Source organism: Paenibacillus sp. CH40, from assembly GCF_024213605.1.
In the GTDB taxonomy this organism is placed as follows: domain Bacteria; phylum Bacillota; class Bacilli; order Paenibacillales; family Paenibacillaceae; genus Paenibacillus; species Paenibacillus polymyxa_B.
In genome coordinates, this window is sequence record NZ_JANAVQ010000006.1 from 49,583 (window position 1) to 74,483 (window position 24,901).

22 protein-coding genes and 1 riboswitch are annotated in these 24,901 nt (G+C 47.1%); of the genes, 12 read left to right on the forward strand and 10 right to left on the reverse strand.

What is annotated here, in order from left to right; all coding sequences use genetic code 11:
- Positions 1-37 precede the first annotated feature (37 nt).
- Positions 38-784 carry an oxygen-insensitive NADPH nitroreductase gene (gene nfsA / locus NLX73_RS17880; protein ID WP_254326867.1) on the forward strand — a complete coding sequence of 249 codons (747 nt, stop codon included), beginning with the start codon at positions 38-40 and terminating at the stop codon, positions 782-784.
- 148 nt (positions 785-932) lie between these two features.
- Here the strand turns inward: nfsA and NLX73_RS17885 are convergent, their stop codons facing one another.
- The 5 genes from NLX73_RS17885 to NLX73_RS25005 form a co-directional block, all read right to left on the reverse strand.
- Complete coding sequence (locus tag NLX73_RS17885) at positions 933-1,805, reverse strand: TatD family hydrolase (RefSeq protein ID WP_254326868.1); 873 nt, start codon at positions 1,803-1,805, stop codon at positions 933-935.
- Positions 1,798-2,748 (reverse strand): ABC transporter ATP-binding protein, encoded by a 951-nt coding sequence (locus NLX73_RS17890; protein WP_254326869.1) that lies wholly within the window; start codon positions 2,746-2,748, stop codon positions 1,798-1,800. Before NLX73_RS17890 ends, NLX73_RS17885 begins: the two co-directional genes overlap by 8 nt.
- A gap of 44 nt (positions 2,749-2,792) precedes the next feature.
- Positions 2,793-3,569 (reverse strand): ABC transporter permease, encoded by a 777-nt coding sequence (locus NLX73_RS17895; RefSeq protein WP_069290919.1) that lies wholly within the window; start codon positions 3,567-3,569, stop codon positions 2,793-2,795.
- Entirely contained in the window at positions 3,566-3,859 is a 294-nt protein-coding gene (locus tag NLX73_RS17900; protein WP_016818835.1) for an MTH1187 family thiamine-binding protein, read from the reverse strand. The genes NLX73_RS17895 and NLX73_RS17900 overlap by 4 nt, the downstream gene beginning before the upstream one ends.
- Positions 3,860-3,984: 125 nt before the next feature.
- Positions 3,985-4,119: a hypothetical protein gene (locus NLX73_RS25005; protein WP_302055477.1), complete on the reverse strand. Its 135-nt coding sequence runs from the start codon at positions 4,117-4,119 to the stop codon at positions 3,985-3,987.
- A gap of 53 nt (positions 4,120-4,172) precedes the next feature.
- Between NLX73_RS25005 and NLX73_RS17905 the strand changes: the two genes are divergently transcribed.
- Positions 4,173-4,355, forward strand: coding sequence for a hypothetical protein (locus NLX73_RS17905; RefSeq protein WP_254326870.1), 183 nt, complete (start codon positions 4,173-4,175; stop codon positions 4,353-4,355).
- Between the two features lie 7 nt (positions 4,356-4,362).
- On the opposite strand, the gene NLX73_RS17910 is transcribed toward NLX73_RS17905, so the two are convergent.
- Entirely contained in the window at positions 4,363-5,406 is a 1,044-nt protein-coding gene (locus tag NLX73_RS17910) for an ABC transporter substrate-binding protein (RefSeq protein ID WP_254326871.1), read from the reverse strand.
- A 192-nt stretch (positions 5,407-5,598) separates the two neighbouring features.
- Positions 5,599-5,708, reverse strand: a riboswitch (TPP riboswitch).
- A gap of 270 nt (positions 5,709-5,978) precedes the next feature.
- Between NLX73_RS17910 and NLX73_RS17915 the strand changes: the two genes are divergently transcribed.
- The 6 genes from NLX73_RS17915 (at position 5,979) to NLX73_RS17940 (ending at position 13,482) form a co-directional block, all read left to right on the forward strand.
- Positions 5,979-6,413, forward strand: a complete 435-nt coding sequence (locus tag NLX73_RS17915) for a pyridoxamine 5'-phosphate oxidase family protein (RefSeq protein WP_061831133.1) — start codon at positions 5,979-5,981, stop codon at positions 6,411-6,413.
- A gap of 221 nt (positions 6,414-6,634) precedes the next feature.
- A complete protein-coding gene (locus tag NLX73_RS17920) occupies positions 6,635-8,737 on the forward strand; it encodes a bifunctional 2',3'-cyclic-nucleotide 2'-phosphodiesterase/3'-nucleotidase (RefSeq protein WP_254326872.1) in 2,103 nt (700 codons plus the stop codon).
- Between the two features lie 275 nt (positions 8,738-9,012).
- Positions 9,013-10,074 carry an EAL domain-containing protein gene (locus NLX73_RS17925; protein ID WP_254326873.1) on the forward strand — a complete coding sequence of 354 codons (1,062 nt, stop codon included), beginning with the start codon at positions 9,013-9,015 and terminating at the stop codon, positions 10,072-10,074.
- Between the two features lie 398 nt (positions 10,075-10,472).
- Complete coding sequence (locus tag NLX73_RS17930; RefSeq protein WP_254326874.1) at positions 10,473-11,486, forward strand: zinc-dependent alcohol dehydrogenase family protein; 1,014 nt, start codon at positions 10,473-10,475, stop codon at positions 11,484-11,486.
- 31 nt (positions 11,487-11,517) lie between these two features.
- Entirely contained in the window at positions 11,518-12,675 is a 1,158-nt protein-coding gene (locus NLX73_RS17935) for an SMP-30/gluconolactonase/LRE family protein (RefSeq protein WP_254326875.1), read from the forward strand.
- Between the two features lie 18 nt (positions 12,676-12,693).
- The gene (locus tag NLX73_RS17940; RefSeq protein WP_254326876.1) at positions 12,694-13,482 is read left to right on the forward strand and encodes an SDR family oxidoreductase; all 789 of its coding nucleotides are present in this window, start codon (positions 12,694-12,696) and stop codon (positions 13,480-13,482) included.
- 304 nt (positions 13,483-13,786) lie between these two features.
- Here the strand turns inward: NLX73_RS17940 and NLX73_RS17945 are convergent, their stop codons facing one another.
- On the reverse strand, positions 13,787-14,878 hold the full coding sequence (locus tag NLX73_RS17945) for a hypothetical protein (protein WP_254326877.1): 1,092 nt from the start codon (positions 14,876-14,878) through the stop codon (positions 13,787-13,789).
- A gap of 272 nt (positions 14,879-15,150) precedes the next feature.
- Between NLX73_RS17945 and NLX73_RS17950 the strand changes: the two genes are divergently transcribed.
- Positions 15,151-16,848 carry a glycoside hydrolase family 13 protein gene (locus NLX73_RS17950; RefSeq protein WP_254326878.1) on the forward strand — a complete coding sequence of 566 codons (1,698 nt, stop codon included), beginning with the start codon at positions 15,151-15,153 and terminating at the stop codon, positions 16,846-16,848.
- 154 nt (positions 16,849-17,002) lie between these two features.
- Here the strand turns inward: NLX73_RS17950 and pdaA are convergent, their stop codons facing one another.
- Positions 17,003-17,800 (reverse strand): delta-lactam-biosynthetic de-N-acetylase, encoded by a 798-nt coding sequence (pdaA, locus tag NLX73_RS17955; RefSeq protein WP_254326879.1) that lies wholly within the window; start codon positions 17,798-17,800, stop codon positions 17,003-17,005.
- Positions 17,801-18,062: 262 nt separating this feature from the next.
- Here pdaA and NLX73_RS17960 point away from each other — a divergent pair, with 262 nt between their 5' ends.
- The gene (locus NLX73_RS17960) at positions 18,063-19,085 is read left to right on the forward strand and encodes a methionine ABC transporter ATP-binding protein (protein WP_254326880.1); all 1,023 of its coding nucleotides are present in this window, start codon (positions 18,063-18,065) and stop codon (positions 19,083-19,085) included.
- Positions 19,082-19,747: a methionine ABC transporter permease gene (locus tag NLX73_RS17965; RefSeq protein WP_061831143.1), complete on the forward strand. Its 666-nt coding sequence runs from the start codon at positions 19,082-19,084 to the stop codon at positions 19,745-19,747. Before NLX73_RS17960 ends, NLX73_RS17965 begins: the two co-directional genes overlap by 4 nt.
- Here the strand turns inward: NLX73_RS17965 and NLX73_RS17970 are convergent.
- Positions 19,744-20,118: a MerR family transcriptional regulator gene (locus NLX73_RS17970; protein WP_025722906.1), complete on the reverse strand. Its 375-nt coding sequence runs from the start codon at positions 20,116-20,118 to the stop codon at positions 19,744-19,746. The genes NLX73_RS17965 and NLX73_RS17970 overlap by 4 nt on opposite strands.
- A gap of 99 nt (positions 20,119-20,217) precedes the next feature.
- Complete coding sequence (locus tag NLX73_RS17975; RefSeq protein WP_025722907.1) at positions 20,218-21,198, reverse strand: aldo/keto reductase; 981 nt, start codon at positions 21,196-21,198, stop codon at positions 20,218-20,220.
- A 275-nt stretch (positions 21,199-21,473) separates the two neighbouring features.
- Between NLX73_RS17975 and NLX73_RS17980 the strand changes: the two genes are divergently transcribed.
- Complete coding sequence (locus tag NLX73_RS17980) at positions 21,474-24,836, forward strand: S-layer homology domain-containing protein (protein WP_254326881.1); 3,363 nt, start codon at positions 21,474-21,476, stop codon at positions 24,834-24,836.
- Positions 24,837-24,901: the final 65 nt, after the last annotated feature.

A 24,901-nucleotide genomic window follows, 5' to 3' on the forward strand; every position in this document is an offset into this window, starting at 1 on the left:
TAAAGAGCTTATATTATGGATTAGGAGTGAAGCAGTCATGAATGATACGATTTCCTTGTTGATGAATCACCGGTCTGTGCGAAAGTTCAAGTCAGACGCCGCCGTTACCGACGAGCAGCTCGCAGCTATTGTGGCAGCTGGCCAAATGGCATCCTCGTCCAGCAATGTGCAGGCATATACCGTTATTGCCGTTACCGAGCCTTCTTTAAAAACAAAACTGGCCGAGTTGGCAGGAGGGCAGGCTTATGTTGAGCAATGCCCCGCGTTTCTGGTATGGTGCGCAGATCTGTACCGTTTGAAGCAGGTCACAGTCCACCATCAGCCAGGCCAGCCTTCCTACGAAGGGTCCGTCGAAAACTATACGGTTGCGACCATTGATGCCGCGTTAGCTGCACAAAATGCAGCGGTAGCCGCTGAATCACTGGGCCTGGGCATCGTGTACATTGGCGGTATTCGTACTAAAATAGCAGAGGTATCTGAGTTGCTAGGGTTGCCAGAGCTGGTGTATCCAGTGTTCGGTATGTGTATTGGTGTACCAGATCAGGAAACGGGCTTGCGCCCACGTCTTCCGCTGTCCGGTGTTTTGCATATGAACGGCTACGACAAAAATCAGACGATGAAAGCTGTAGAGGTATACGACCACACATCAGCCGAATATTTGAAGGAGCGTACGGGCGGTCAACGCTCTACGCCATGGTCTGAGCAAATGGCCGCGAGACTGACCGAGCCAGCACGTTTGCAGATGAAGCCATTTTTGGAACAGAAGGGTTTCTTGAAGCAATAAAAGCTGAGTAGCGACAAAAAACTCTGTAAAATACAAGAACCTCCTTTATTTACGCATGATGAAGTCCCACGTAAATAAGGAGGTTCTTTGCTTTAGTTGCATGTTGTGGTTGTAAACCTTCCAGTGAGTAAATAGCTGGTATCCTTTATCAATCAGATAGTGAGTAAAAGCGTCTCGTATTTTCATAAAATATTTGACGGACGGCAGATTCATCTTGATGGGTCAGCTTGCTATACGCGCGAATGACGTCGGCAGTCATCCGGGGATGTGTCTCTTGTCCAGTAAAAGGCCCCTCGAACGGCCAGGGACCGTCTGTCTCTGCCATGATCTGATCAGACGGATACTGTCTTGCCAAACTGCGGATCTCTTCTTCGTACAGGAGATCCGGTGTGAAGGAAACATAATAGCCGTTCCGCGCCATACGTTCGGTTGTGGCGGCAGAGCCTTTAAACCAGTGAAAATGCGCCTGCGTGACGCTGTGACGTTCCAGAAGGTCACAGGCGATGTCTGCGTCCTCATAAACGGCGTGCAGGACAATGGGCTTGTTATGCTCGCTTGCAAACTGGATAAAACGCTCCAGCAGCGCTATGTAGGGAGCGAGGTCAAAAGGTGAACCGCTCTGTGAGGCTTCCAGCCGATTGTAATAGGGCAAGCCGACTTCACCCACGGCGACCATCTGCTGTATATGTTCGTCCATCCAGTCGAATAAGAGGTCAAGCTCAGCTTGCGGTGGAAGAGCCTGTTCGGGATGAAAGCCAAAGGCTGGTCGTACCAGCTCGGGGTAACGCTTGGCTAACCGTAGATTGGCTCGGCTGGAGCCCAGATGCATCGACACGGCTATCACGGCTTGGACACTGCTATCGGCAAGTGAAGCGAGCAATAACTCCTGTTGTTCAGGCGGGTAGCTGTCTACATGAATATGCGCGTCGATCAATGGAGCGGGCTCAATTGCGGTCAAATCCAAGCCTGGCTTTGTTTGGCTGTTCCATTTCAATGCACATCGAACTTTTACGTCACTCATGTCGATTCAATCCATCTTCCGGGATATTCTTGTGGACGCTCTGAGCATTGTCCATGTTGGCGTCCAGTTTGTACTTTTCCTCGCGCATCCAGCTGGTCATGGTCCTCTTCCATTCAATAAAGAGCGGATCAAGGGTGATTTCTTCCCTGCGCGGGCGGGGAAAAGGGACATCTACGACATGCACCACCGAAGCAGGTCGCGCCGACAGCACATAGATGCGGTCGGAGAGCAGCAGCGCTTCTTCAATGCTGTGGGTAATAAACAGCACAGAACGGCGGTTCTTCTCCCACATGCGTAATAACCATTGCTGCATGTCTGCACGTGTCAGCGCATCGAGTGCGCTGAACGGCTCATCCAGCAGCATTAATTCCTGCGGGCTGAGTAGTGCTCGTAGAAAGGCTGCGCGCTGTTGCATTCCACCAGACAGCGTATGTGGATACGCCTTGGCGAATTTACCAAGTCCAACCTGTTCGAGCCATTGCAAGGCTTCTTTGCGACGCTCGCGTTCACTGGCGTACTCAGGGGGGACTGCTGTAGTTTTACGTGGAGCATTTTCCTGCCCAAGCAGTACGTTGTCCAGCGTGGTACGCCACGGAAAAAGGGCGGGCTGCTGCGGCATATAGCTGATATGCCCACGTTCACCAGTCATGTCCCGTCCGTGCATACGGATACGTCCCTGCTGGGGTTTGAGTAGCCCACCGATGATGTGAAACAGCGTGCTTTTGCCGCTGCCTGACGGACCGATGAGGGAAACGAATTCTCCCGGCTTGACGGTGAGGGATACATCCTGCAGTACGGGCAGTAAGCTTCGCTTTTCGCGGAAGGCAAGGCTGATCCCGTCCAATTCCAAAGCAGGAGGAGCAGTTGAAGGACTCTGTTGTTCCCCGGCTCGTTGTTCATTAACCACGTTGTGTGATGATAAGTCAATCGGATGCAGACTCATACGCGCCACGTCCTTTCTTTGCTGTCTTTAATTCAAGGAGGAAGCTACTCTCGATCGGGTTTCCAGCGAACCAACCATTTCTCCAGTAGTAAAATAACCACAAACATGAGTAAGCTGAGTGCGACAATAATGCCGATGGCAGCAAAAATGAGATCCGTGCGATAGGCCGATTTTTGCAGCAGCATATAATATCCAATTCCTTCACTAGCTCCGATCCACTCGGCAATGATCGCGCCCATCACACTATAGGTAGCAGCAATTTTAACGCCAGAAAAGACTTGCGGCAAGGAATGTGGCAGCTCCAGCTTCATAAAAATAGACATGCGGCTTGCACCCGACATCCGCATATAGTTCATCATCGTACGGTCTGTTCGAGTCAGCCCGTCCATGGCCGCTACAGCGACGGGAAAAAAGCATACTAAGGTAATGACCATGAGCTTGGGCAGCACGCCAAAACCAAACCACACCATGAGCAACGGACCGAGGGCGATGATCGGAATGTTTTGGCTCAGGATAAGCAGCGGATACAGGGCGGATTTGAGAAAAGGAATCGTATGAAGAACGATGGCGATCAACAGTCCCGTTGCTGTCCCTATAGCGAATCCCGCAAGTGTCAGACGAATTGTAGCCCATGTATGGGTGCCAAGCAACGCCGATTGCGCCATGCCTTCTTGTACGATTAGGGATGGAGCTGGCAGCAGCCAGGATTCAATATGTAAATAGGAAACCGCTCCCTGCCAAGCCGCTAAAAAGAAGAGGACCGCCACAAGGGGCGGCCATACGCTTTTCCACCAGGATGCGTTCTTGCCTTTCGGATTCATGGGCGATATTTCTCGGTCAGCTTGTTCATGCTGATGCCTTGTGGGTTATGTGCGATTTTGATCTGTGAAATGACGCTGGGACTGCCCGCTTCCGTCAAAGCCTCGTGCATTTCTTTAACCACTTTCAGCAACTCGTCGAGCTCGCCCTCCATGGTCGTATCCAATGGATTCACCTGATGTTTGACGCCGGAGCGCTGAATGACCTCAATCGCCTTATCTACATACGGGTAAGAGTCCTCGTTATTAGGAGTTTTAGGGATTACTTGAATACTGAGCAGTGTGTTAGCCATGAAATTCACCTGTCCTTTATTGTGGAGTTGTTTTGAGAAAATAGGGTGGTTTAAAGCGGGTGAGACCGCTTCGCGTTTCATTTGATCTTACGATCGCTGTTGCCGTGGGATTCTTTGAATAAATTTTAAAAGGTAAGAATCCCACGGCAAAGGCGAACGCTGCGCTTCTCCAGATTCAAATGAACCGCTACGCTGCCAACCGCCTTAAAAAGCACCTTATTTTTAAAGCTAGGTTGTACGTTATTTTGTATTTTTCTCACATAAGCGTACCTGCTTTTGCGCTTAGACACTATGAGACTAAAGAATAAACCAAGTGGAACGAGAACGAAGTGGGCGGAATGGTGCTGTACAAGCGTTAGCGTTCGCCTTTGTACCCAGATTTCAACCTCTGGATATTCATAAAAGAAATCTGGGTACAACAGCGATGGGAAGCACCATCCGACTGCGTAGTGGCGCTTCGTTCACTTCTCTAGTTCAGTCTTATTTAGTGTTTTAACAAATGATCAACGCTTGGGCAAGAAGTCGTTTGTGAAGGCTTTATCGACTTCCAAAGGCTTGCTGAGCAGCTTGCGTTCGTACATCCAGTCCGAATAGTTTTGCCATACCTCCGCTTTTTGCACACCCCATTGCGCGGCATCGTCCTGATAACGCGGGCTTAGCCATTTTTGGCTGGCAAGTACCAGTTTTTTATCCAGCTCCGGTACAGCTTTGCTTAAGATGTTCGCGGCTTCTTCTGGATGGGCGATAGTGTATTCATAGCCTTGTGCGGTAGCGTCCATGAACGCTTTGACTAGCTCTGGATCATTTTTTATTGTCTGTTCGTTGCTCACAATTACAGGTGTATAGTAATCGAGGCTTTTGGAATAATCTTTTACATACAGCATATCCAATGGCTCACCTCGAAGCTGGGCCTCAATTCCGGTCCATGCGTAGAAAATCCAGGCAAAGTCGATATCCCGCTTCACGGCTGTAAAATAGTCTGCATTGCCCATGTTGACGATCTTCACTTTGCTCACATCGCCTTTGTCTGAATCCATGATGGATTTCATGACCGCTTCTTCTACGGGAGAGCCCCAACCGCCGTATTTTTTACCTTCAAAATCTTTCGGGCTCTTAATTCCGCGATCTACCGGGGCTGCGAAGCCTGAGGTATTATGCTGAATCACCGCAGCGATGGATACAAGCGGCACGCCTTGCGTACGAGCCTGTGTGACGCCTTCTTGGTAGCTGATACCAAAAGGTGCAGCATTAGAGGCAACCATTTGATCGGCTCCGCCTGAACCAGGTTGAATAATTTGGACATTCAAACCCGCTTTTTCGTAAAATCCTTTGTCCTTGGCAACATAGAGTCCCGTATGATTCGTATTGGGTGTCCAATCGAGCACGACTTTAACATCTTTGAGCTCCTTTGCCGGAGTAGACGTTTGAGTGTTGGTAGCGGGAGCCGCTTCTTGGGATGTGGAGGGACTTCCACCGCAAGCGGTCAGGGTCAGGGCCATGAGCCACAGACTGATCAGTCCCAGGCTTAACATTTTCATGCGCTTCATCGTTGTGTTCTCTCCTTTAATTACCCGTTATCCGTCCAATCAGACAGCTTATGTTCCCCATTTTCATAAAAATAACATCTGCCGGACGCAATCTTTCCAACAACTTAATCTTCAACAAAAAAAGCGCCCCGAGGTTCCGGGACGCTTGCGCTTGTATATACCAAAGTAAGGGATGGTCCTATGTAAAAAAGGCACATCTTGCTTAAGCATTCCTACGCTGGCATTACCCAGATCAGGTTGTAAGGGTCAGTGTCTTGGGACACACTCTCAGCCGGCCGATTCCAGCACCCCTGGCATTGTATGGTTTAATGGGTTCATTTATTCGGGTTTACTACGACGATTATATGCCTTGAATGCGGGTCTGTCCAGCATGGAGGAAGAGATGGCGGTTCATTTGCCGAACGACAGGGTACACTTTTACTGTGAGCTTTGATCTGAAAATGAGCATGCATCAATCCGATCTGATCGGGTCATGTTATTTTCAGAACAGCTGCGCAGGTAGGTTCAGATGGGCTGGTGCCCAATGGCATGGCCGTAGAGAATTCTAATTCGTGAAAAGGAGTTGTTGTACTGTGGGTAAAACGGAAACATTGGATCGTAGCCAACTAGAACAAGCCATTGTGAAGGCTTTGGATAACAACAAATTTTGCTCGTTAGGTACGGTAGAGGGTGGCAAACCGAAAGTACGCTATATGGCCCTTTTTAACGATGGAATGAACATTCATCTGGCGACAGATCGTAAAACGCATAAAGTGGATGAGCTAAAGGATAATCCGAATGCTTATCTACTGCTGGGTTATGAAGTTGGCGGTACCAAGGAAGTCGTAGAAGTGGAGGCTACTGTCCAGATTACAGCTGATGAGGGGCTACGCAAACAAGTGTGGAACGATTCCTTGAAGGAATGGTTTTCCGGACCGGATGATCCCGATTATGTCATTCTGGACGTGAATCCGACTCGCATTGAGTATGTGGGTCAGCAAACGGAGCGCCAAGTGTGGAATAAATAACGAGAATATAAATGGATAAACCAGTGAATCTCCGAGTTTTTTAGGAGGTGTGCTGGTTTTTTTGTTTTTGAGAGAATTAATTATTTTTTCATAAATAATTTAAGTGAATGACTACTCTTTTGTCTGGCGTTGGATTAAAATAGAAATGGTGGGTTCAAGGCTTACATATATGTGCAAAAGTATGTATATGAGGCATACACCTTAATGAGGAGGGGTATATTTTGTTATTTCGTAAAAATTGGTTTAAAGGGTTTACAGCAACAGTTGTAGCTTGTAGCATGCTGGTGTTTTCAGCCGCTCCAACCTGGGCAGCTAGCAATTCTCGCGATAGCGCTACAGTGAATTTGCGGATCATGGAAACAACGGATATTCATGCATCCCTGATGAACTACGATTACTATTCGGACAAAGAAACCAACGAATATGGCCTGATTAGCACAGCCAGTTTGATCCAACAGGCGCGTAGTGAAACGAGAAACAGCATGCTGTTCGATAACGGTGATTTGCTGCAGGGCAATCCATTAGGCGATTATATGGCCAGAAATAAAACCTTCGAGAAAGAGGGCGGTGTCCATCCGGTCTACAAGATGATGAACTTGATGGGCTATGATGCGGCGACAGTGGGCAACCACGAATTCAACTACGGCCTCGACTTTCTGGAGAAATCGCTCAAGGGAGCCGATTTTCCTTACGTAAATGCGAATGTTTATGTTGATAAGGGGGGGCAAGCTACTAAAAATTATTTTACCCCTTATCGAATTCTTGATAAAACGGTAACGGATGAGAAAGGTGAAGAGCATGCGCTCAGAGTGGGTGTCATCGGCTTGGTCACACCTCAAATTATGCAGTGGGATGAAGCCAATTTAAAGGATAAGGTCGTTACGAAGGATATTGTGGAAACGGCGAAAAAGTTTATTCCTCAAATGAAAACAGAAGGTGCTGACATTATTGTCGTGCTTGCGCATACGGGTTATGAGGATGTGCCACAAACGCCAATGATGGAGAATGCCGTTAAATATTTGAGCCAGGTGGACGGAATTAACGCTATTCTGTTTGGGCATGCTCATAAATCTTTCCCTGGCCCTGATTTTAAAGAAATGAGCGGCGTAGATCTGGATAAGGGAACCATTAATGGCGTGCCGGCCGTGGAAGCTTCTTCATGGGGCAAGGATCTGGGAATTATTGACCTGAGCCTGGAAAAGAAAAAAGATGAGTGGCACGTAACGAATTCTCAGTCTGAAGTGCGTCCGGTTGTGAGTACCACAAACCAGGCTGTGCAGTTTACTCCTGACTACAAACTGACAGATTCGATCAAGGAAGAGCATAAAGGAACGCTGGATTATATTCGTCAACCTGTTGGAACAACGACTGCACCGATTACCAGCTATTTTGCATTAGTGCAGGACGACCCTTCCATTCAAATCGTGACGAATGCACAGAAATGGTATGTTCAAAACCATCTTAAAGGAACTGAATACGAAAAACTTCCAGTATTGTCGGCAGGCGCTCCGTTCAAGGCCGGCGGTCGAAACGGAGCCGAGTATTACACCAATATTCCTGAAGGTACGGTAGCGATTAAAAACGTATCCGACCTGTATGTGTATCCGAACACGGTTCATGCTGTAGAAGTGACCGGTGCTGAAATTCAGGAATGGCTGGAGTGGTCTGCAGGTCAGTTCAACCGCATTGATCCAAAGCAAACTGAGGAGCAATCGCTGATCAACAAAGATTTCCCAACCTACAATTTTGATGTCATTGACGGTGTGAATTACCAGATTGATGTAACTCAGCCTGCACGATATGATGCCAAGGGAACTATTATTGATTCCTCAGCTCATCGTATCAAGGATCTGCAATACAATGGAAAAGCGATAGATCCTGCACAGAAATTTATCGTGGCCACCAATAACTATCGTGCTTCCTCATCCAAACTGGCCAACCCAGATGGCAAACGAATTGTGATGGCAGCACCGGATGAAAGTCGCCAGGTCATTGTTGACTATATCCGTACGAACGGAACGATTAATCCATCGGCGGATGGCAACTGGTCTATTGCTCCTTTTGGTCAGGCAAAGGTTACTTTCGAGTCCTCTCCTGATGCCAAAGACGTGCTGGCAGGAAATCAACAAATTTCATACTTGAGCAGCGCGGCAGACGGCTTTGCCAAATACAGCTTAAAAGCTGGCGCTAAGCCTAGTGCAGCAACGACTCCTGTAAAGGAAGCTGTGGCTCCCGCAAAAGCAACAGCAAAGCCAGCTGTTAAAACGACCAAACCCGCGACTGTTAAACCAGCTAAAACAACGCAGCCAAAGGCGTCCAAATAACTTCGAACTTTAGTTTTTAATCAATATCAGAGTGAAGCAGCAAGTCTCTTTAACCAAGAGATTTGCTGCTTTTTTTAATGTCAAAAACAACAGCCCCCGAATTTATCATGAGTGCAAAAAGTTTTCTGTTTTTGTCGAATATATACTTAAGTCCTAAGTTGTCGTTAAGAATAAGCTATTTTTTTGTAAAAACACGTAGTTATATAGTACTTTTGTTCTAGTTATTTGTGATATAATGGTGAAAAAACCGGAAAATTGTTCCGAGGAGGACCATTATGACATGCAGCAATTGCAGCATCATATTACCTATTAAGGATCAAGGATTGCTCAGAATTAGGCATTCCAGGGTGTCGCTTACTCCAGCATTAGATGGTTTGGGTAAGCTATCGGAACAAATGAAGCAGGAACATGAGCGTGAGGGTGGCATAGAGTTTCGCTATGACAGCCGTTCAGAGCTGGAACAGCTGGTTAACGGACTGGCTCGTCTGCCGCAGGAATACTTGAACCAAATGCAAGTTGTGGTGACCGGCCTGCATCATGTCGAAGGATATGAGGAATGGCTTTTATTTAGTCAATTGCAAGCCAGACTGCAACATCCGGATATCGTGAATATCATTAAGGATCAAAGTTTTTCCAGCCATATGCAACCTATTGTTGACCATAAGCTGGATATTATCGGGTTTGAGTTTTTACTGCGTCCGTCACATGCGGAGAGACCATTTCAGCCGTTCCGACTGTTTGAAATCGCCCGTGAAGCTGGTTTGCATGCTCATCTGGATCGCTCGGCTCGTATTTCCGCTATTGAAAAAAGTGCAACATGCCTTCCGGCGGGAATTAAACGTTTTATTAACTTTCTCCCTTCGACCATTTATAATCCGGCTTATTGCTTGAATCACACCTTTGAGACGATTGATCAGTTATCCATGAATACGAAGGATTTTGTATTTGAGGTCGTAGAAACGGAAGAAATAGACGACCTTAATTTTTTGCATCATATCTTTGATCAATATCGCAATCGAGGAGTTTCGGTAGCCCTGGACGATGTGGGGGCAGGTTATTCTACGACAGAGCTTATGAATTGCCTTCAGCCGGATTATGTTAAAATTGACCGCAGTATAATTGACGGCTGTCATAGTAACAGTGATCAGAAGCGGCAAATTACAGGGATTGTAGAATCGGCTTTTCGTTTTGGAGGCCAAGTGTTGGCTGAAGGCGTAGAGCAGATGAAGGATTTTGAATTTTGCCGTGAAGCAGGTGTATCACTGGCTCAGGGTTATTTGTTTGGCAAGCCGGAGCCCGGTCCGCCCTCTAATTTTATACTTAGTAGCGTAATATAGTCAGGAACAAATTTAAGTAGACGTAGTTTATAAAAGTTGGAGCTTAAATAAGACTGTGGCATAAGCAAATTCTAATTCTATTGGACAGTGCTTATATCACCATTAATGTAAAAAAAACGCGAGTTGCAGAGGTTATCTCACCTTTGCAACTCGCGTTTTTTGGTCATGCTTGCCCACCTGAGCAAGTTCTGGACAAGCGAAGCCACCCAGTCTCGAATTTACTTGGTAAGGAACGTTAAAAGCCTGGAACAGTTTACGACCATTTTTATTTTTAAAGTAAAGATTGACGTTTTGAAGACAATTGGATACAGTGTATTACATAGGAAACAGTGTTTCTTTCGTAATACACTGTATCCATACTAGGTAAAAAGTTTAACATTACAGGGAGGACAACCAAAATGAAAGCAGTGCAACTGAAAAATGGTTTTGGCTTTGAAGAGTTAACCTTGACGGAACTTGACATACCGGTGCCAGGACGGTTGGAAGTTCTGATCCGCATAAGGGCAGCGTCTCTGAATTACCGGGATTTGGTAATCATTAACGGAGTAATGCCGATCGGTATTCAATTTCCCTTCATTCCGTTATCCGATGGAGCGGGTGAAATTGTAGCTGTGGGCGAAGGGGTGACAAAATTTCAGATTGGACAAAGGGTAGCAACAAATTTACAACAGAAATTCATTGGCGGGAGCACGAGAGCGGAGGTCTTAAAGGACAGTCTGGGAGGCCCGCTCAGTGGAGTGGCGTCTGAATATATCGTTCTGCATGAAGAAGGGGTCGTGGCCATTCCGGATCACCTTTCTTGGGAGGAGGCTTCCACCTTGCCGATTGCGGCATTAACTGCATGGAGCATGCTGATGGAATCCGGTGGGCTGCGAGCGGGGGATACGGTGCTCTTGCAAGGAACAGGCGGTGTTTCCATCTTTGGGCTTCAATTCTCTCTGATGGCGGGAGCAAGGGTAATTATCACATCGAGCAGCAATGACAAGCTGGAACGGGCAAAGGATCTCGGAGCATGGCAGACAATCAACTATTCGGAAGTTCCCGAGTGGGATAAGGTGGCTCTGGAGCTGACAGACGGCGGAGTCGACCATGTCCTGGATGTAGGGGGAGCGGCAACAATGGCGCAATCCATCAATGCACTTCGTACCGGAGGGACTGTGAACATGGTCGGCTTCTTATCGGGCTTGACTATTCCTGAGTTCGATGTCACCAGCATTTTGCAGAAGGCTGCGACGATTCGCGGCAGCCAAGTCGGTAACCGGGAACATTTCGAAAATATGAATCGTGCCATTTCCCGCCATCGTTTACATCCTGTCATTGACCGGGTATTCCCGCTCAGCCGAATCGGCGAAGCCTTCGCACTTTTGGCTGAAGGAAAACAGTATTTCGGTAAAATCGTCGTTCAAATATAAATATTATTCACATCACATAGGAGGCAATCTAATGCCCAGTAAACCTGATTTATCTGTCAAAGATTCTCAAGGAAGAAAGAATAAGAAACCGCGTAAATGGGTACGCAGAACCGGATTATCGCTGCTGGCGGTAGTCCTTCTGGGAGTGGTTGTTTTTATGCTCATCCCTTCCCCTGTCCAGCCTGCAAAATGGTTTGCACCTTCGGCCCCCTCATTTGAACAAGCGGGTCCATGGCAACAAAACAACAAACTCAGCTCCGCAGAGCTTGTTACAGATGCCCCTAAGTTTCCGGAATTTATCACCTTTGACAAGGTAGGAAATTTATATACGGGAGACTCCGACGGGAAAATTTATAAGGTTGCCTTTGATACTAAGGGCAATCCGCAAAAGGCCCAGCTATATGCAGATACCCAAGGAACGCCCAATGGACTTATGTTTGATGCAAGTGGAAATTTGATCGTTACGGATGTTAAGAAGGGGTTGCTGTCGGTAGATCCTTCTGGAAAAGTGACGGTGTTGGCCAATCAAGTCGACGGCACACCGATCTATTTGGCCAACGAGCTGGATATTGCCAAAGATGGTACCATTTATTTTTCTGACACCTCCAATTATGGCAGTGTAGTCTTCAAAGAAATCGCCGAGAACAAGCCACATGGACGTTTGCTGAAATATGATCCGGTGACCAAGCAGACGACAGTTCTGTTGGAAGGCCTTTATTTTGCGAACGGGGTTGCCTTGTCTGCGGACGAAGATTTTGTGCTTGTGGCAGAATCGTATCACTACCAATTGACCCGATACTGGCTCAAAGGGCCGAAGAAGGGGACTTCGGATATTTTTGTGGATAATCTTGCCGGTTTCCCGGATAACATTACGCGTGATGATCAAGGCCATTTCTGGGTCGGTCTCTTCACAACACGTATTCCCTTTGTAGATCAGATGCATGGAAGCCCGTGGCTGGCTGGAATGATGGCCAAATTGCCTCAATCGCTGCTCAGCGGTGCAAGCGCACCTGTGAAGCATGGGCTTGCTGTGGAGCTTAATCCGCAGGGTAAACTCATCGGAAGCTGGCATGATCCTGAAGGCTCGCTTTATGGGGTAACCACGGCTGTGAACCATGACGGATATTTATATATAGGTACAGCTCCTGGAGGCAGCCAGGGTGTTCATCGCGTGCTTTTAAACAAATAAGCTTGGGGAGGGTATAACATGATATTGGATGAGTTGAGATTATCCTGGAAAGCAAAGGAAAGCCTGGCCGGGAAAGTAGCTTTGGTAACAGGCGCAAGCAGCGGCATTGGGGCATCGATTGCCAAAAAACTGGCAAAGCGAGGCGCGTATGTAGCTGTATTGGCACGCCGTCAGGAACGATTGGATGAATTGGTTCGCGACTTGCACCAAGAGGAATTGTACGAGGTCATGGCAATACCTGCCGATATCCAAAAAGCTGAAGACGTACAGCAGGCGGTCCACGCCATTCTTGAACGCTGGGGACGGCTTGACATTATCGTTGCCAATGCTGGCTTCGGGTATCGAAGCCCACTGGCAGAAGTGGAACTAGAAAGGTGGGAGGAGCTTTACAAGACGAATGTGCACGGTCTTGTTCTGACACTGAAGTACGGACTTCAGCCAATGAGGGAACAGGCCAAGGGGGATGTTGTCATTGTTTCCTCTATTGCAGCGAAGGAAGTGGTTGCCGGAGGAGGACTATACAGCGCTACCAAGTACGGCGTTAGCGCTATAGCCTCTGCATTGCGGTTGGAGACCAGTACGCAAGGAATTCGTGTAACTGCGATTCACCCCGGAGCGGTGGCGACGGAATTTTCGCAGGTGGCCGGATATCCCGAGCAGGAAATTCGGGCGTTTGCTTCGAGCGTTTTGCCGCTGCATCCCGATGATGTTGCAGAAGCTGCCCTTTATGCACTAGAGCAGCCGGAGCATGTCAATATTCCAGAGTTGACCATTATGCCTTCGAAGCAGGTCCAGCGGTTCAAATAGAGCGATATTTATTCTGACACAAACCGGGTAACCGGGTATGGTCATCGCCGATGCCGGGTATGGCGGCGATGAGGACTACGTGCCTTCGTTTGACCAAATCCGCTCAAATGGGTGAGCATGAACCAAAAAGCGCGAGCTATAGGGGGAATAACCCTTGCACTCGCGCTTTTTTGTACTAATGACGAAGCGTGACTGTCCAATAAAGTTTAAAACCAGCTTTGGGACAGCTCATTTACTATAGAGCAGACCATATCCTGTGAAAATTTTAGCTCCACGTTCGCTTATCCAGTCATCGTGAGCATAGCTATAGTGTAATGACGTACAGACCTAGCGGTGTGGTTGCGCTCCCTGCAACCATGAAGCTGAGAGAATAGCTGGACTTGCCGGGAGGGACGCTGATATCAGCCAATCGGCATACCTTGGTATTATCTCGTAGCAGAGGAATACCATATACACGATCATCCACACGTACAGATCCGGCGAACGCACCCCCACGTGGATTGGCGTAGATTCGTACGATACGTACCTCGTCACTGTCATTAACGATGGGAATGGTCGCGTTGTATATGGTTCCGAATTGTCCGCGATTATCTAGCGCAGGCCCCAGCTCGCTGCGTGCCCCGGTAAACAGCAGATCGGCAGGAGTCTCGCCGTTCAGCTTTTTGGTGGCACACGCCCGATAGTTGGCGCTCTGCCCCACCACGTACTCTGGCATCCGCGCATTCGTTTCGGAAAAGGACCACACCCCTCGTGGATGCGCCTGTGGTGGAGGTACGGGAGGAAGCGCATCCGTATGAATCTGGCGCAGATCGGTCGCCGTATCCTTGCTGATCACGGTGCGAATCACATAATCCAGCGTACCGTGGCCTTCAGCAAATTCTACTGTGAGGTCATAGATGAATCCGGCCAGCGATCCTTCGGGCAGCTCAAATTCCTCCAGCAGGGCGGTGCCTTTGCTGAATTTATGACGGTCTGCTGGCTTCAGACGTTCCATCGTACCCGCCAAACAGCTTTTGGCAATAGACTGCCCGACATCTATAATCCAGTTGCCATCCTCAGGCACAATCTTAAGGGCACGTTCAATATGACGTACTTCTAGTTTAGCAGCGCTTCTGTTCTCTACGGTGATGCCCAGTTTAACAACGCTGCCGATTTTGTTATAATGCCAGCCGAAAATGCGATGTTTGACTGTTCGGGTTGTCGTGCGAACCACGTCATGCCAGAGGGTGGCTTGCTCGGTAGGTACCGTCACATGGGTAAGCGTCTCTGGATTATCGCTAAGCATCAGGCGGCGTGTTCCCCCCCCAGTGGCTGACTCCACGTCCACATGGATGTTGGGCGGGATCACAGCAGTTTCCACAATTAGATCCTTTGGCTCCTTGGGTCGATGGTTCATGTCAATTCCTCCTTTTATTCAAAAGTGGCACCGCTTTGAGTACATGTATATGGGCCGTTCATAAATATAGGTAACGCCAGAGACACTTTTACAACCTGTTTTGCAAAATATTTTTTTAAAATAAACCTCCGTAGGTTATAGCGGCTCTGTTGATGCATGGAAGCAAGCTTACAAGACTCTTGTTCCCCTTCACTAACGATTCGCAGACAGGTATTGCGTGTATGTTAAGAGCATAAGCTATTGGATGTACAGAGAAGCTACAGGAGGGAAACATGCCTAGAAAAATATGGTGGAAGGAAGCCGTTGTATATCAGATTTACCCGATCAGTTTTCAGGATTCTGACGGAGACGGTAAAGGGGACTTACGAGGTATTTTGTCCAGGCTGGATTATTTGTGTGAGCTGGGTATTGATGTAATCTGGATTTGTCCGGTATATAAATCGCCTAATCACGATAACGGATATGATATTAGCGATTATTATGCCATTATGGATGAGTTTGGAACGATGGAGGATTTTGACGAACTGCTTCACCAGGCGCATGAACGAGGCATCAAAATCATGATGGATTTGGTATTAAACCATACATCGGATGAGCATCCGTGGTTTACGGAGTCACGCTCGTCCAAGGATAATCCGAAGCGGGACTACTACATATGGCGAACAGGCAAAAATGGCGGATATCCGAACAACTGGGAATCGTATTTTTCCGGTTCAGTGTGGAAATATGACAAGCTTACAGACGAATATTACATGCATCTATATTCCGAGCATCAGCCAGATCTGAACTGGGAAAATGAAGAGATGGTGAGCGAACTCTACCGTATGGTGGAATGGTGGCTGAAAAAGGGAGTTGATGGCTTCCGTTTTGATGCCATTGCCCATATTGTCAAAGCCGAAGGGCTGCCGGATGCCGATAATCCTGACAAACGAACCCTGGTTCGTGCCTATCAGCTCTTTTCCAATCTAGAACAGGTACATGTACTTCTACGGATGCTGAATGAAAAATTACTGGAGCGTTATCCCTTAATGACAGTTGGCGAAACGTCTGGTTTAGGACCGGAACAGGCGCTTGACTATGTGGGGGACCAGCGGCATGAGCTGAATATGGTTTTCCAGTTTGAACACATGTTTATTGATGCCCAAGGGCTGGGGACGGAAAAATGGAAATCCAAGCCGTGGACACTGGTGGAGCTGAAAAAAATAATGAGCAGCTGGCAGACAGTGCTTCATGAGGAAGGATGGAATGCCAATTATCTGAACAATCATGATCAGCCGCGGGCCCTCTCGCGATTTGCGAATGATGGACAATATCGTGTGGAGTCGGCCAAAATGCTGGCAACCTTCACGCATATGCTAGAGGGTACGCCTTATATTTATCAGGGTGAGGAAATTGGGATGACGAATATTGCATTCCCGTCCATTGATGATTATCGGGATGTGGAAACGTTGAATTATTATGAGCAACAACGGAAGCTCGGTGAGTCTGAGGAACAGATTATGGCAGAGATCTGGCGGAAAAGTCGGGATAATGCGCGTACTCCCATGCAATGGAATGCTGGGCCCTCAGCCGGATTTACCGATGGAGAGCCGTGGATGAAGATTAATGATAACTACACGCACATTAATGCAGAGGCAGAAAGAAGTAATCCAGACTCGATTTTCCACTATTATCGCAAGTTGATTGCTCTGCGCAAACAACATGAGGTTATAGTCTATGGCGAATACAAGCTACTGTTGCCGCTGGATACGGAACTGTATGTATTCACTCGTATACTAGGAGAAGAGCGTTTGCTGGTCATTTTGAATTTCTTTGACCGTGATCCGGTGTACCACTGGCCCGAGGAGGACTTTCCTGTCGCTAAGGTGGAGCTGCTGCTGTCCAACTACAAGCCGGTTCAAGGGGAACAACTGCATGCCTTGAAGCTGCGCCCTTATGAAGCCCGAGTGTATAAGCTAACCATGAAATAGGCGTTGCTACCTTTAGAATGGTAAAAGGAAGGGAAGGTCATAGAGTGACCTTCCCTTTCTTGGTCGTAAACTAAAAAGCCCGATTCACACTGGCTGCCATGGGCAGGTGTGGATCGGGCTGATAACGTATCGACTCATTAAATTCAATTACTATTTAGTGATAATGTTTCACCTTAAGGTCGTCTAGACTTTTAAACTCATACCCTTGCTTGCGAGCCTCGTCGATGATGGAACCAAGCGCCTCGGCATTGTCCTTGGATACGGAGTGGAGCAGAATGACCGCACCAGGGTGGAGCTGACGAATGACTTGACGATAGGCATAGTCCGTTCCTTGCTGAATATTTGTGTCCCAGTCCTTGTAAGCCACAGACCAGAATACGCTCGTATATCCGGCTTCTCGACAGGAAGCCAATGCTTTTTCACTAAAAATGCCGCGAGGCGGCCGGACGTATTTCATTTCTTTTTGCCCGGTTAGCTCTGCCGATGCATTTCGTACCCGATCCAGCTCAGACCGGATCTCTGCCGAAGAAATGGTGCTCATATCAGGATGGCTCCATGAATGGTTTCCGATAATATGACCCTCACTTGCCATGCGTCGCATCAAAACAGGCTGGTCTTTTACAAAATGCCCCGTCACAAAGAAGGCGGCTGGAACCTTTTTGGCCTTCAATACATCCAGCACTTTCGGAGTGTACCCATTCTCATAGCCGTTGTCGAAAGTGAGAAATAATTCTTTTTTAGTCGTATCCCCCAGAAAGATGCCACCTTGCCTTTCGATTAGTTGCATAAAGCCTTCTTGTGCGATGGAAGGTAGCTCCCCCCCCTTACTTTTTTTAAACCCAAAATGATAAGGCTGTCCGTCAACAGTCTGAGTAGCCCATGCGGGTTCTGCCGTAACTGTCAACATCCCTATAACTGCAACGCATAGCCACAAGGTAAATATTCGCTTCATCTATGTTCCTCCGCTTCCGTCCCGTTCGGGTAAGGTGTGTATGCTTCGGCATATTTCATACCATCTGCAATATCATGCTGATTTATGCAAGGACATGAACTAACCAGACTCAAAACACATATTGACATGAATATTAAATCGAAGTAGTATACTTTATAAAACTTACTAGAATACTCGGATTTAATTCGATCGTTCATGCCAAAGAAAAGCAATCAGCTCAGAACATCTTACATACTTGTGAGAACGGAAGGAGTTAGGACTCATGATTGAACTTAGGAATGTATCCAAAACCTATGTGAGAAAAGGTCTAAGTATTGAAGCGTTAAAAAATATAAATATCAAAGTGGATAAAGGAGATATTTTCGGATTTATCGGATTCAGTGGCGCAGGGAAAAGTACGCTGATCCGTTTGGTCAATCGTCTGGAGAAAGTAACCAGCGGAGAGGTTCTTGTTGAGGGGGAACAGTTAAATACCTACTCGACCTCTGGGCTGCGAAAGGTAAGAAAGAAGATCGGAATGATTTTCCAGCATTTTAATCTGCTGGAATCGAAAACAGTGTTCGACAACATTGCAATTCCGTTGGTGCTACTTAAGCGCAACAAACGGGAAATAGAGAGGCGTGTAAAAGAGCTTTTGGCGTTCATAGGATTGTCGGACAAGGCGAATAGCTACCCCAGCGAGCTTTCCGGCGGACAAAAGCAGCGTGTGGGGATTGCACGGGCGCTTGCGAGCAACCCGTCCATTTTGCTCTGTGATGAGGCAACCTCGGCACTTGATCCGCAGACCACACAGTCAATTCTCGACTTGCTTCGCAAAATCAATAAAGAATACAAGATCACTATTTTGATCATCACCCATGAGATGTCGGTGATTCAGCGGATTTGCAACAAGGTAGCCGTAATGGAAAAGGGGGAAATCATCGAGCAGGGCAATGTCCTGGAGGTATTTGGGCAGCCGCAGCACCCGACGACGCAGAGCTTTGTACGCACGGTCATTCACGATACGGTACCCGAGAGTGTGCTGCAAACGTTCGAACAGCAAGAATCACAGCGAATATACAAGCTGGAATTTATAGGGCAGGTTGCTTCTGATCCGGTGGTTCATGAATTGATTCGGCAGCATGATATCCACGTGAACATTTTGTTTGCCAACATGACGGAGATTCAAGAAACGACGATTGGCTATATGACGATTCAACTGCGCGGTGGACAGTATGCCGTTCAGCAGGCTGTTGATTTTCTCAAGAGCAAAGGAGTTCATATTCAGGAGGTAGAGAGTCTATGATGATTACAGGAACTACGATCACCTGGGATCAACTGTGGGAAGCTTTGTATGAATCCGTGCTCATGGTCAGCATATCATTATTCATTGGCGCCCTGATCGGTATCCCTATCGGTATTTTACTCGTCATCACCCGTCCAGGCGGAATTCTGGAGAACAAATGGCTGCACAATATTTTGAATCCAATCATTAACATTGTTCGTTCCTTACCGTTTATTATCTTGCTGATTGCGATCATTCCGTTAACCCGTCTGATTGTGAATACATCCATTGGGACCAGCGCGGCAATTGTCCCCTTGATTATATATATTGCGCCATATATCGGAAGGCTGGTCGAAAACTCGCTGTTGGAGGTGAATCCGGGGATATTGGAGGCAGCAGATGCGATGGGGGCGACCCCGTTCCAGGTCATTCGATACTTTTTGCTTCCTGAGGCATTCAGTTCTCTGATTTTGTCGTTAACGACAGCAGCCATTGGTCTGATTGGTGCTACTGCTATGGCTGGTGCGGTCGGCGGAGGCGGAATTGGCGATCTGGCGATCGCATATGGCTATCAACGTTTTGATACGCTGGTTATGCTGATTACCGTCATCATTCTAGTCTTATTTGTACAAGGTGTTCAGTCCTTGGGGAACCTATTGTCCCGTAAAGCACGCAGGGGTTAAATTAGATGTTTTTCTTTTTCACCTATTGTCTGTTCATAGCTTGTAATTTTATAATCCATGCGTTCCAACACATTTTCCATATCTTTCATTTTTGCAATGAGCTGCTTGCGCTGCTCTATTAGGAGTTCTTTTCTAGCATTCATCGTTTCATCACCTTGCTGGAATAACCTAACATACTCAATCAAAATTTCAATGGGAAGTCCTACGCCTCGCATACATTTAATATATTCAACCCATCTGCAATCTTCTTCCGTGTAATCTCTGATGCCACTTTTATTACGGTTCACACGCGGAATAAGTCCGATGCGTTCATAATAGCGGAGTGTATCCTGAGATAGTTCAAATTTTTTGCTTACTTCTGCGATCAACATGCAGACTTCACCTCCTGATTTCTGATCAAGAAACGCCCTATGTAAATGGATAGGGCGTTCTTGGCGTTTCTTATTTCGAAACTATCATTTCATCCATATTTACTGAGCGCCAACAACCGGATGAGGAACATACGGCTCTTCCAGCAATGCGATTTCTTCAGGTGTTAACGTAATCGAAAGAGCAGCTACTGCATCTTCAAGATGAGACGTTTTCGTAGCACCGATAATCGGAGCTGTTACCGGTTCTTTCTGTAGCAACCAGGCAAGTGCGATTTGAACGCGAGGAACTCCACGTTTTTCTGCGATGGCCGCAACCTGCTCCACGATCAATCGATCGGTATCTGCAGTCGCATCGTATTTAGATTTCGCAACTTGATCGGTTTCGGAACGATGTGTTGTTTCCTGCGCATCACGCGTCAATCTTCCACCTGCAAGCGGGCTGTATGGAATCACACCGATTTTTTCTTCCTTACAAAGCGGCAGCATCTCTCTCTCCTCTTCACGATATAAGAGATTTAAATGATTCTGCATTGATACAAATCGGGTCCATCCATTCTTTTCAGCGACATGTAACGCCTTTAGAAACTGCCATGCGTACATGGCAGAAGCGCCAATATATCTTGCCTTCCCGGCCTTCACAACATCATGTAATGCTTCCATCGTCTCTTCAATAGGGGTATTGTAATCCCAGCGATGGATTTGGTACAGATCAACATAATCTGTCCCCAGTCGCTTAAGGCTCTTATCTATTTCACTCATGATAGCCTTTCGGGAAAGCCCCGCACCATTCGGGCCTTGATGCATACGGAAATGAACCTTTGTCGCGAGGACAATTTCATCTCGATTCGCATAATCCTTTAAAGCCCGTCCAACAATTTCTTCGCTAGTTCCATCTGAATATACATTCGCGGTATCAAAAAAATTAATACCTAGCTCCAGGGCATTTTTTATAATGGGACGACTGCGCTCTTCATCTAGTATCCATGGGTGAATCCACCGTTCTGCAACCCCAAAGCCCATACACCCAAGACAAAGCCGGGATACATCCAAGCCGGTATTTCCAAGTTTCACATAGTCCATTTGATTATACCTCGCTTTCCTAGATATTGTTTTCTTCAAATGTAGTCTACTCCAGCTACTTACACCGGATATTATTACATTTGGAGTTCACTCCAAGTCAAGCGATTTTGTTGCGTGATGCCTTCATATAGGACTAATTGTTCAGAATCGGTTCAGTGGGGTTTCGTATACTTCTCTTAGCATAGTTCCTTGGTTGCATAAATCGTAGAACTAAACATGACTAAAGCCTTTGATATAACAGGATATATGCAAATAAATAGTGTCTAGGAGTGGAAATGTTGAAACTTGTAAATCGAAATAAATGGATTGCATCTGCGATGGTATTGGGTATTGCTTCAGGTTCAATCGTATCTCTGCCTTGGGTGGGCGGCGTCCAGACTGCTTATGCAGCGACAGCAGATACGCAAAGCGAAACTGGATTTGTAACACAAGCTCGCACCTTGGGTTTGATGACAGGCGGTAATCAGGGCGATTTTATGGCACAAAAAAATTTGACCCGTGCAGAAGCGGCTAAAATTTTGTGCAGTCTGTTCCAGTTGGAAGTTAACAACCAGTCGCAGACTTCTTTTATGGATGTATCGTCCGATGCATGGGGCGCTCCCTATATTGAGGCTGTACGTGCAGCCGGGTATATGACAGGTAACGGGGAACTGTTCCGTCCGGGGGATGCCATTACCAAGGAAGAACTGATCGTATCGCTCGTACGTGCAATGGACTTACAGGATGCCGGCACAGCGAATGCACAGCAAAATGCAGTTCAAGTTGCCCGCTCTTATGGTCTGTTATCAGAGGATGCTTCTACAACGGATTTGAAAAATCCATTGAACCGGGAGAGTGGTGCGGAAGTATTCGTCAGCCTGCTGGATCATCCGGTAGGAGAAGTGAAATCAGAGGGGAATACCGTTCGCATCGGAAATATCCCGTATCAGTTGGAAGGATCTTTGCAAGGTTTGTTTGGTGAAAATAACAAAGCTGTATTAAAAGGGGCAAAATTCGACCTTAACCGTAATTTGCGTACACTGACAGGTGTGAATAAGCTGGAAATTAACGCAGACGGCGGCGTTTTTGACGGTAAGGGTGTATCTTTTGAAGGACGCCTGATCGTCAATGGCTCGGTAACCTTGAAGAACATGTCTTCCACAGGCGTATTGGAAATCAAATGCTCAGGGACTCAGCCTGTATCGGCCATTTTGGAAAATACGGCATGGTCTGGTGTGGAGCTTGGCTCCAAGGATGCCAAGCTGACTGCAACCGGGAGGACGAAGATCGACAACCTGACGCTGAAAAATGATGCATCGATCGTGACCGAGGGGAATGCCGCGATTAGCCGCGTTTCGTTGCAACAGGGACTGGGCAAGCTGTTGGTTAGCGGCAGTATTGGTTTGCTGGATGTATCACAATATGTGGGCGTTCCTTTTATTACGCTGGCTAAGGGAGCTACAATCAACCAGCTTAACCTGCCGGAACAAAAACAGCCGCAGGATGTTATCATTAACTATGATGCGATGAAAGAAGCTGTTAGTCTCGTGAATGGCACGACGAACTCGTCCTCTACTGGATCGGTTGTCACGGAAACAGAGAGCAAAGATAAGAAAAAACACAACAGTGACATTGTCAACGTAGACCGCAGTCAGCTGGAGGCAGAAGTCCATGCAGCCAAAGATCTGCTGGATCGTGCAGGTGAGGGTGGACCGGATCAGGCACTCTACCCGGCTACGGCAAAGGAAAGCCTGTCGGCAGCAATCCATCAGGCTACGCTGATACTGGACAATACTACAGCTACACAGGCAGAGGTAGATCAAGCGCTCAGCACATTGAAACAGGAAGTTTCTGTGTACACAGATTCAGCCACAGAACCGGTGATTGGAACACAGGAATTAGTTAGACTGATTCAGGTAGCTTCGACTACCCTTGAGCAAAATCGAATGGTTAGCGACGAATTCCCACCTCTTTGGGATGATTCATTAAGTCAAGCAATTCAATTTGGCAATAATGTGTTAGAAGGGAATGCGCCCCAAAATATAGTGGATCGGGAAGTAGTAAGCCTGCGTCGAGTAATTAAAGTATACGAAGCATCGGTAAGACTTAGAGATGCCTATCGGCATTTTCTCGATGTAACGGATCATGTGGAGAATTTGAACACAGACAAAGCGCGTTACAAGTCCGTAGTGAGGGAAGGATCAAACGTATATCTGAATCCATTATCTACAACGGAGCAGTTGGACGAATGGACACAAAAAATAGAAGTTACCACAGAATCATTCTTGGCACTGCAAGCAGCGGACTTCTCAGTGCTTAAAAATACTTTACAAGAAGCGCAGGTTATCTACGATCAGAGTGGCTCTCAAAATGCCGAACTGGGCAACCTCATTCAGGAATATACAGAGAAGATGCACACCGCTATGACGCAACTGGATGTATTGAACTTGAACATGGAGCTGAGTCAAAGGCTTGCGGAATTCACTGCACCAGTGCCTGCTACAACTCGGGAAAAACTGCAACAGCTGGTTCATGACGTTCATCTAAAACTGCTGTCTGACCCTATCGCTCGTAATTATTTGAATACGGAAATGCTCCCTTTAGAGCAACTAGCAGAACAAGCCAACTTTGCACTCATGATGCCGTTTACTCCTGAGGAGCAATTGGTGATCTCTTATAATCAATTAAGTCAGGCTAAAGGGAACTATATTGAAAAATATAACGAGAAAAGACTACAATTGAGACACGAAATCATTGAAATGCAGGCATCGATCAATGGAATTTTGGTGCAAAATTCAGGCGCATTAAGCGCTGAAGCCCAGCAAGCCTTGTCTTCTGCTTCAGAGCATGCCTCCATCTTCTTAGGTTTGCCTAGCTTTGAATTGCAAGACGTGGTTCCTGTATACGAGGAGTTGCAACAGGTACAGAGCCAGTATGCTGCACCAATAGCAGTGGATACCATGTTCTTAAATTTCAACATAAGTATAGCTAATAATGAAGTTCAGACGTTCGGCCGTCATTATACCCAACAAGATAACGAAGAACTTCAAGGGCAAATTAATCAGGCAAGCCTTGTGCTTAATACTCCGGATATTACACAGCTTCAGGTAGATCAGGCTAACACAGATTTGATTACAGCACTTTCGAACTACCAATCCAAATGGATCGTAACTGATCTTGATATCAATGAGCTCAAGAACATTGCGAACAATCTGCTTACAGTAAATGGTACAGATCCTACGACGGTCTACTTTCACAGAGTAGTGGATGCATACAATCGTCTGGACCAGTATTATCCTATGCCGGAAATCAAGAAAAATTATATGAATCTGGAAGATGCGATTCAGGAGTATAAAGATTTTATAGCCAGCCAGCAACAAAGCAGCGGAACAGGAAGCAGTGACAGCAGCGGTGGAGCAACACCACCAAGCGATAGCAGCGGAACAGGAAGCGGCGACAGCAGCGGTGGAGCAACACCACCAAGCGACAACAGCGGAACAGGAAGCGGCGACAGCATTGGAGGAGCAACACCACCGAGCGACAACAGCGGAACAGGAAGCGGCGACAGCAGTGGAGGAGTAACGCCACCAAGCGGTAGCAGCGGAGACGATTTAGGCTCGATTCCTGGCGGTGGCAATGATGAAGGCATGATTCCTTAATAAGGGAAATGCAGGAAGTACAAGGGTGTATAAAAGGGGACGATTCCGCACAGATTTTTGTCTGC

Excerpts from the sequence above, each read along its gene's own strand:
- nfsA (WP_254326867.1), top strand. The coding sequence starts at position 38 with ATGAATGATACGATTTCCTTGTTGATGAATCACCGGTCTGTGCGAAAG.
- NLX73_RS17885 (WP_254326868.1), bottom strand. The coding sequence starts at position 1,805 with ATGAGTGACGTAAAAGTTCGATGTGCATTGAAATGGAACAGCCAAACA.
- NLX73_RS17890 (WP_254326869.1), bottom strand. The coding sequence starts at position 2,748 with ATGAGTCTGCATCCGATTGACTTATCATCACACAACGTGGTTAATGAA.
- NLX73_RS17895 (WP_069290919.1), bottom strand. The coding sequence starts at position 3,569 with ATGAATCCGAAAGGCAAGAACGCATCCTGGTGGAAAAGCGTATGGCCG.
- NLX73_RS17900 (WP_016818835.1), bottom strand. The coding sequence starts at position 3,859 with ATGGCTAACACACTGCTCAGTATTCAAGTAATCCCTAAAACTCCTAAT.
- NLX73_RS17910 (WP_254326871.1), bottom strand. The coding sequence starts at position 5,406 with ATGAAGCGCATGAAAATGTTAAGCCTGGGACTGATCAGTCTGTGGCTC.
- NLX73_RS17925 (WP_254326873.1), top strand. The coding sequence starts at position 9,013 with ATGACATGCAGCAATTGCAGCATCATATTACCTATTAAGGATCAAGGA.
- NLX73_RS17930 (WP_254326874.1), top strand. The coding sequence starts at position 10,473 with ATGAAAGCAGTGCAACTGAAAAATGGTTTTGGCTTTGAAGAGTTAACC.
- NLX73_RS17935 (WP_254326875.1), top strand. The coding sequence starts at position 11,518 with ATGCCCAGTAAACCTGATTTATCTGTCAAAGATTCTCAAGGAAGAAAG.
- NLX73_RS17940 (WP_254326876.1), top strand. The coding sequence starts at position 12,694 with ATGATATTGGATGAGTTGAGATTATCCTGGAAAGCAAAGGAAAGCCTG.
- NLX73_RS17945 (WP_254326877.1), bottom strand. The coding sequence starts at position 14,878 with ATGAACCATCGACCCAAGGAGCCAAAGGATCTAATTGTGGAAACTGCT.
- NLX73_RS17950 (WP_254326878.1), top strand. The coding sequence starts at position 15,151 with ATGCCTAGAAAAATATGGTGGAAGGAAGCCGTTGTATATCAGATTTAC.
- pdaA (WP_254326879.1), bottom strand. The coding sequence starts at position 17,800 with ATGAAGCGAATATTTACCTTGTGGCTATGCGTTGCAGTTATAGGGATG.
- NLX73_RS17960 (WP_254326880.1), top strand. The coding sequence starts at position 18,063 with ATGATTGAACTTAGGAATGTATCCAAAACCTATGTGAGAAAAGGTCTA.
- NLX73_RS17965 (WP_061831143.1), top strand. The coding sequence starts at position 19,082 with ATGATGATTACAGGAACTACGATCACCTGGGATCAACTGTGGGAAGCT.
- NLX73_RS17970 (WP_025722906.1), bottom strand. The coding sequence starts at position 20,118 with ATGTTGATCGCAGAAGTAAGCAAAAAATTTGAACTATCTCAGGATACA.
- NLX73_RS17975 (WP_025722907.1), bottom strand. The coding sequence starts at position 21,198 with ATGGACTATGTGAAACTTGGAAATACCGGCTTGGATGTATCCCGGCTT.
- NLX73_RS17980 (WP_254326881.1), top strand. The coding sequence starts at position 21,474 with ATGTTGAAACTTGTAAATCGAAATAAATGGATTGCATCTGCGATGGTA.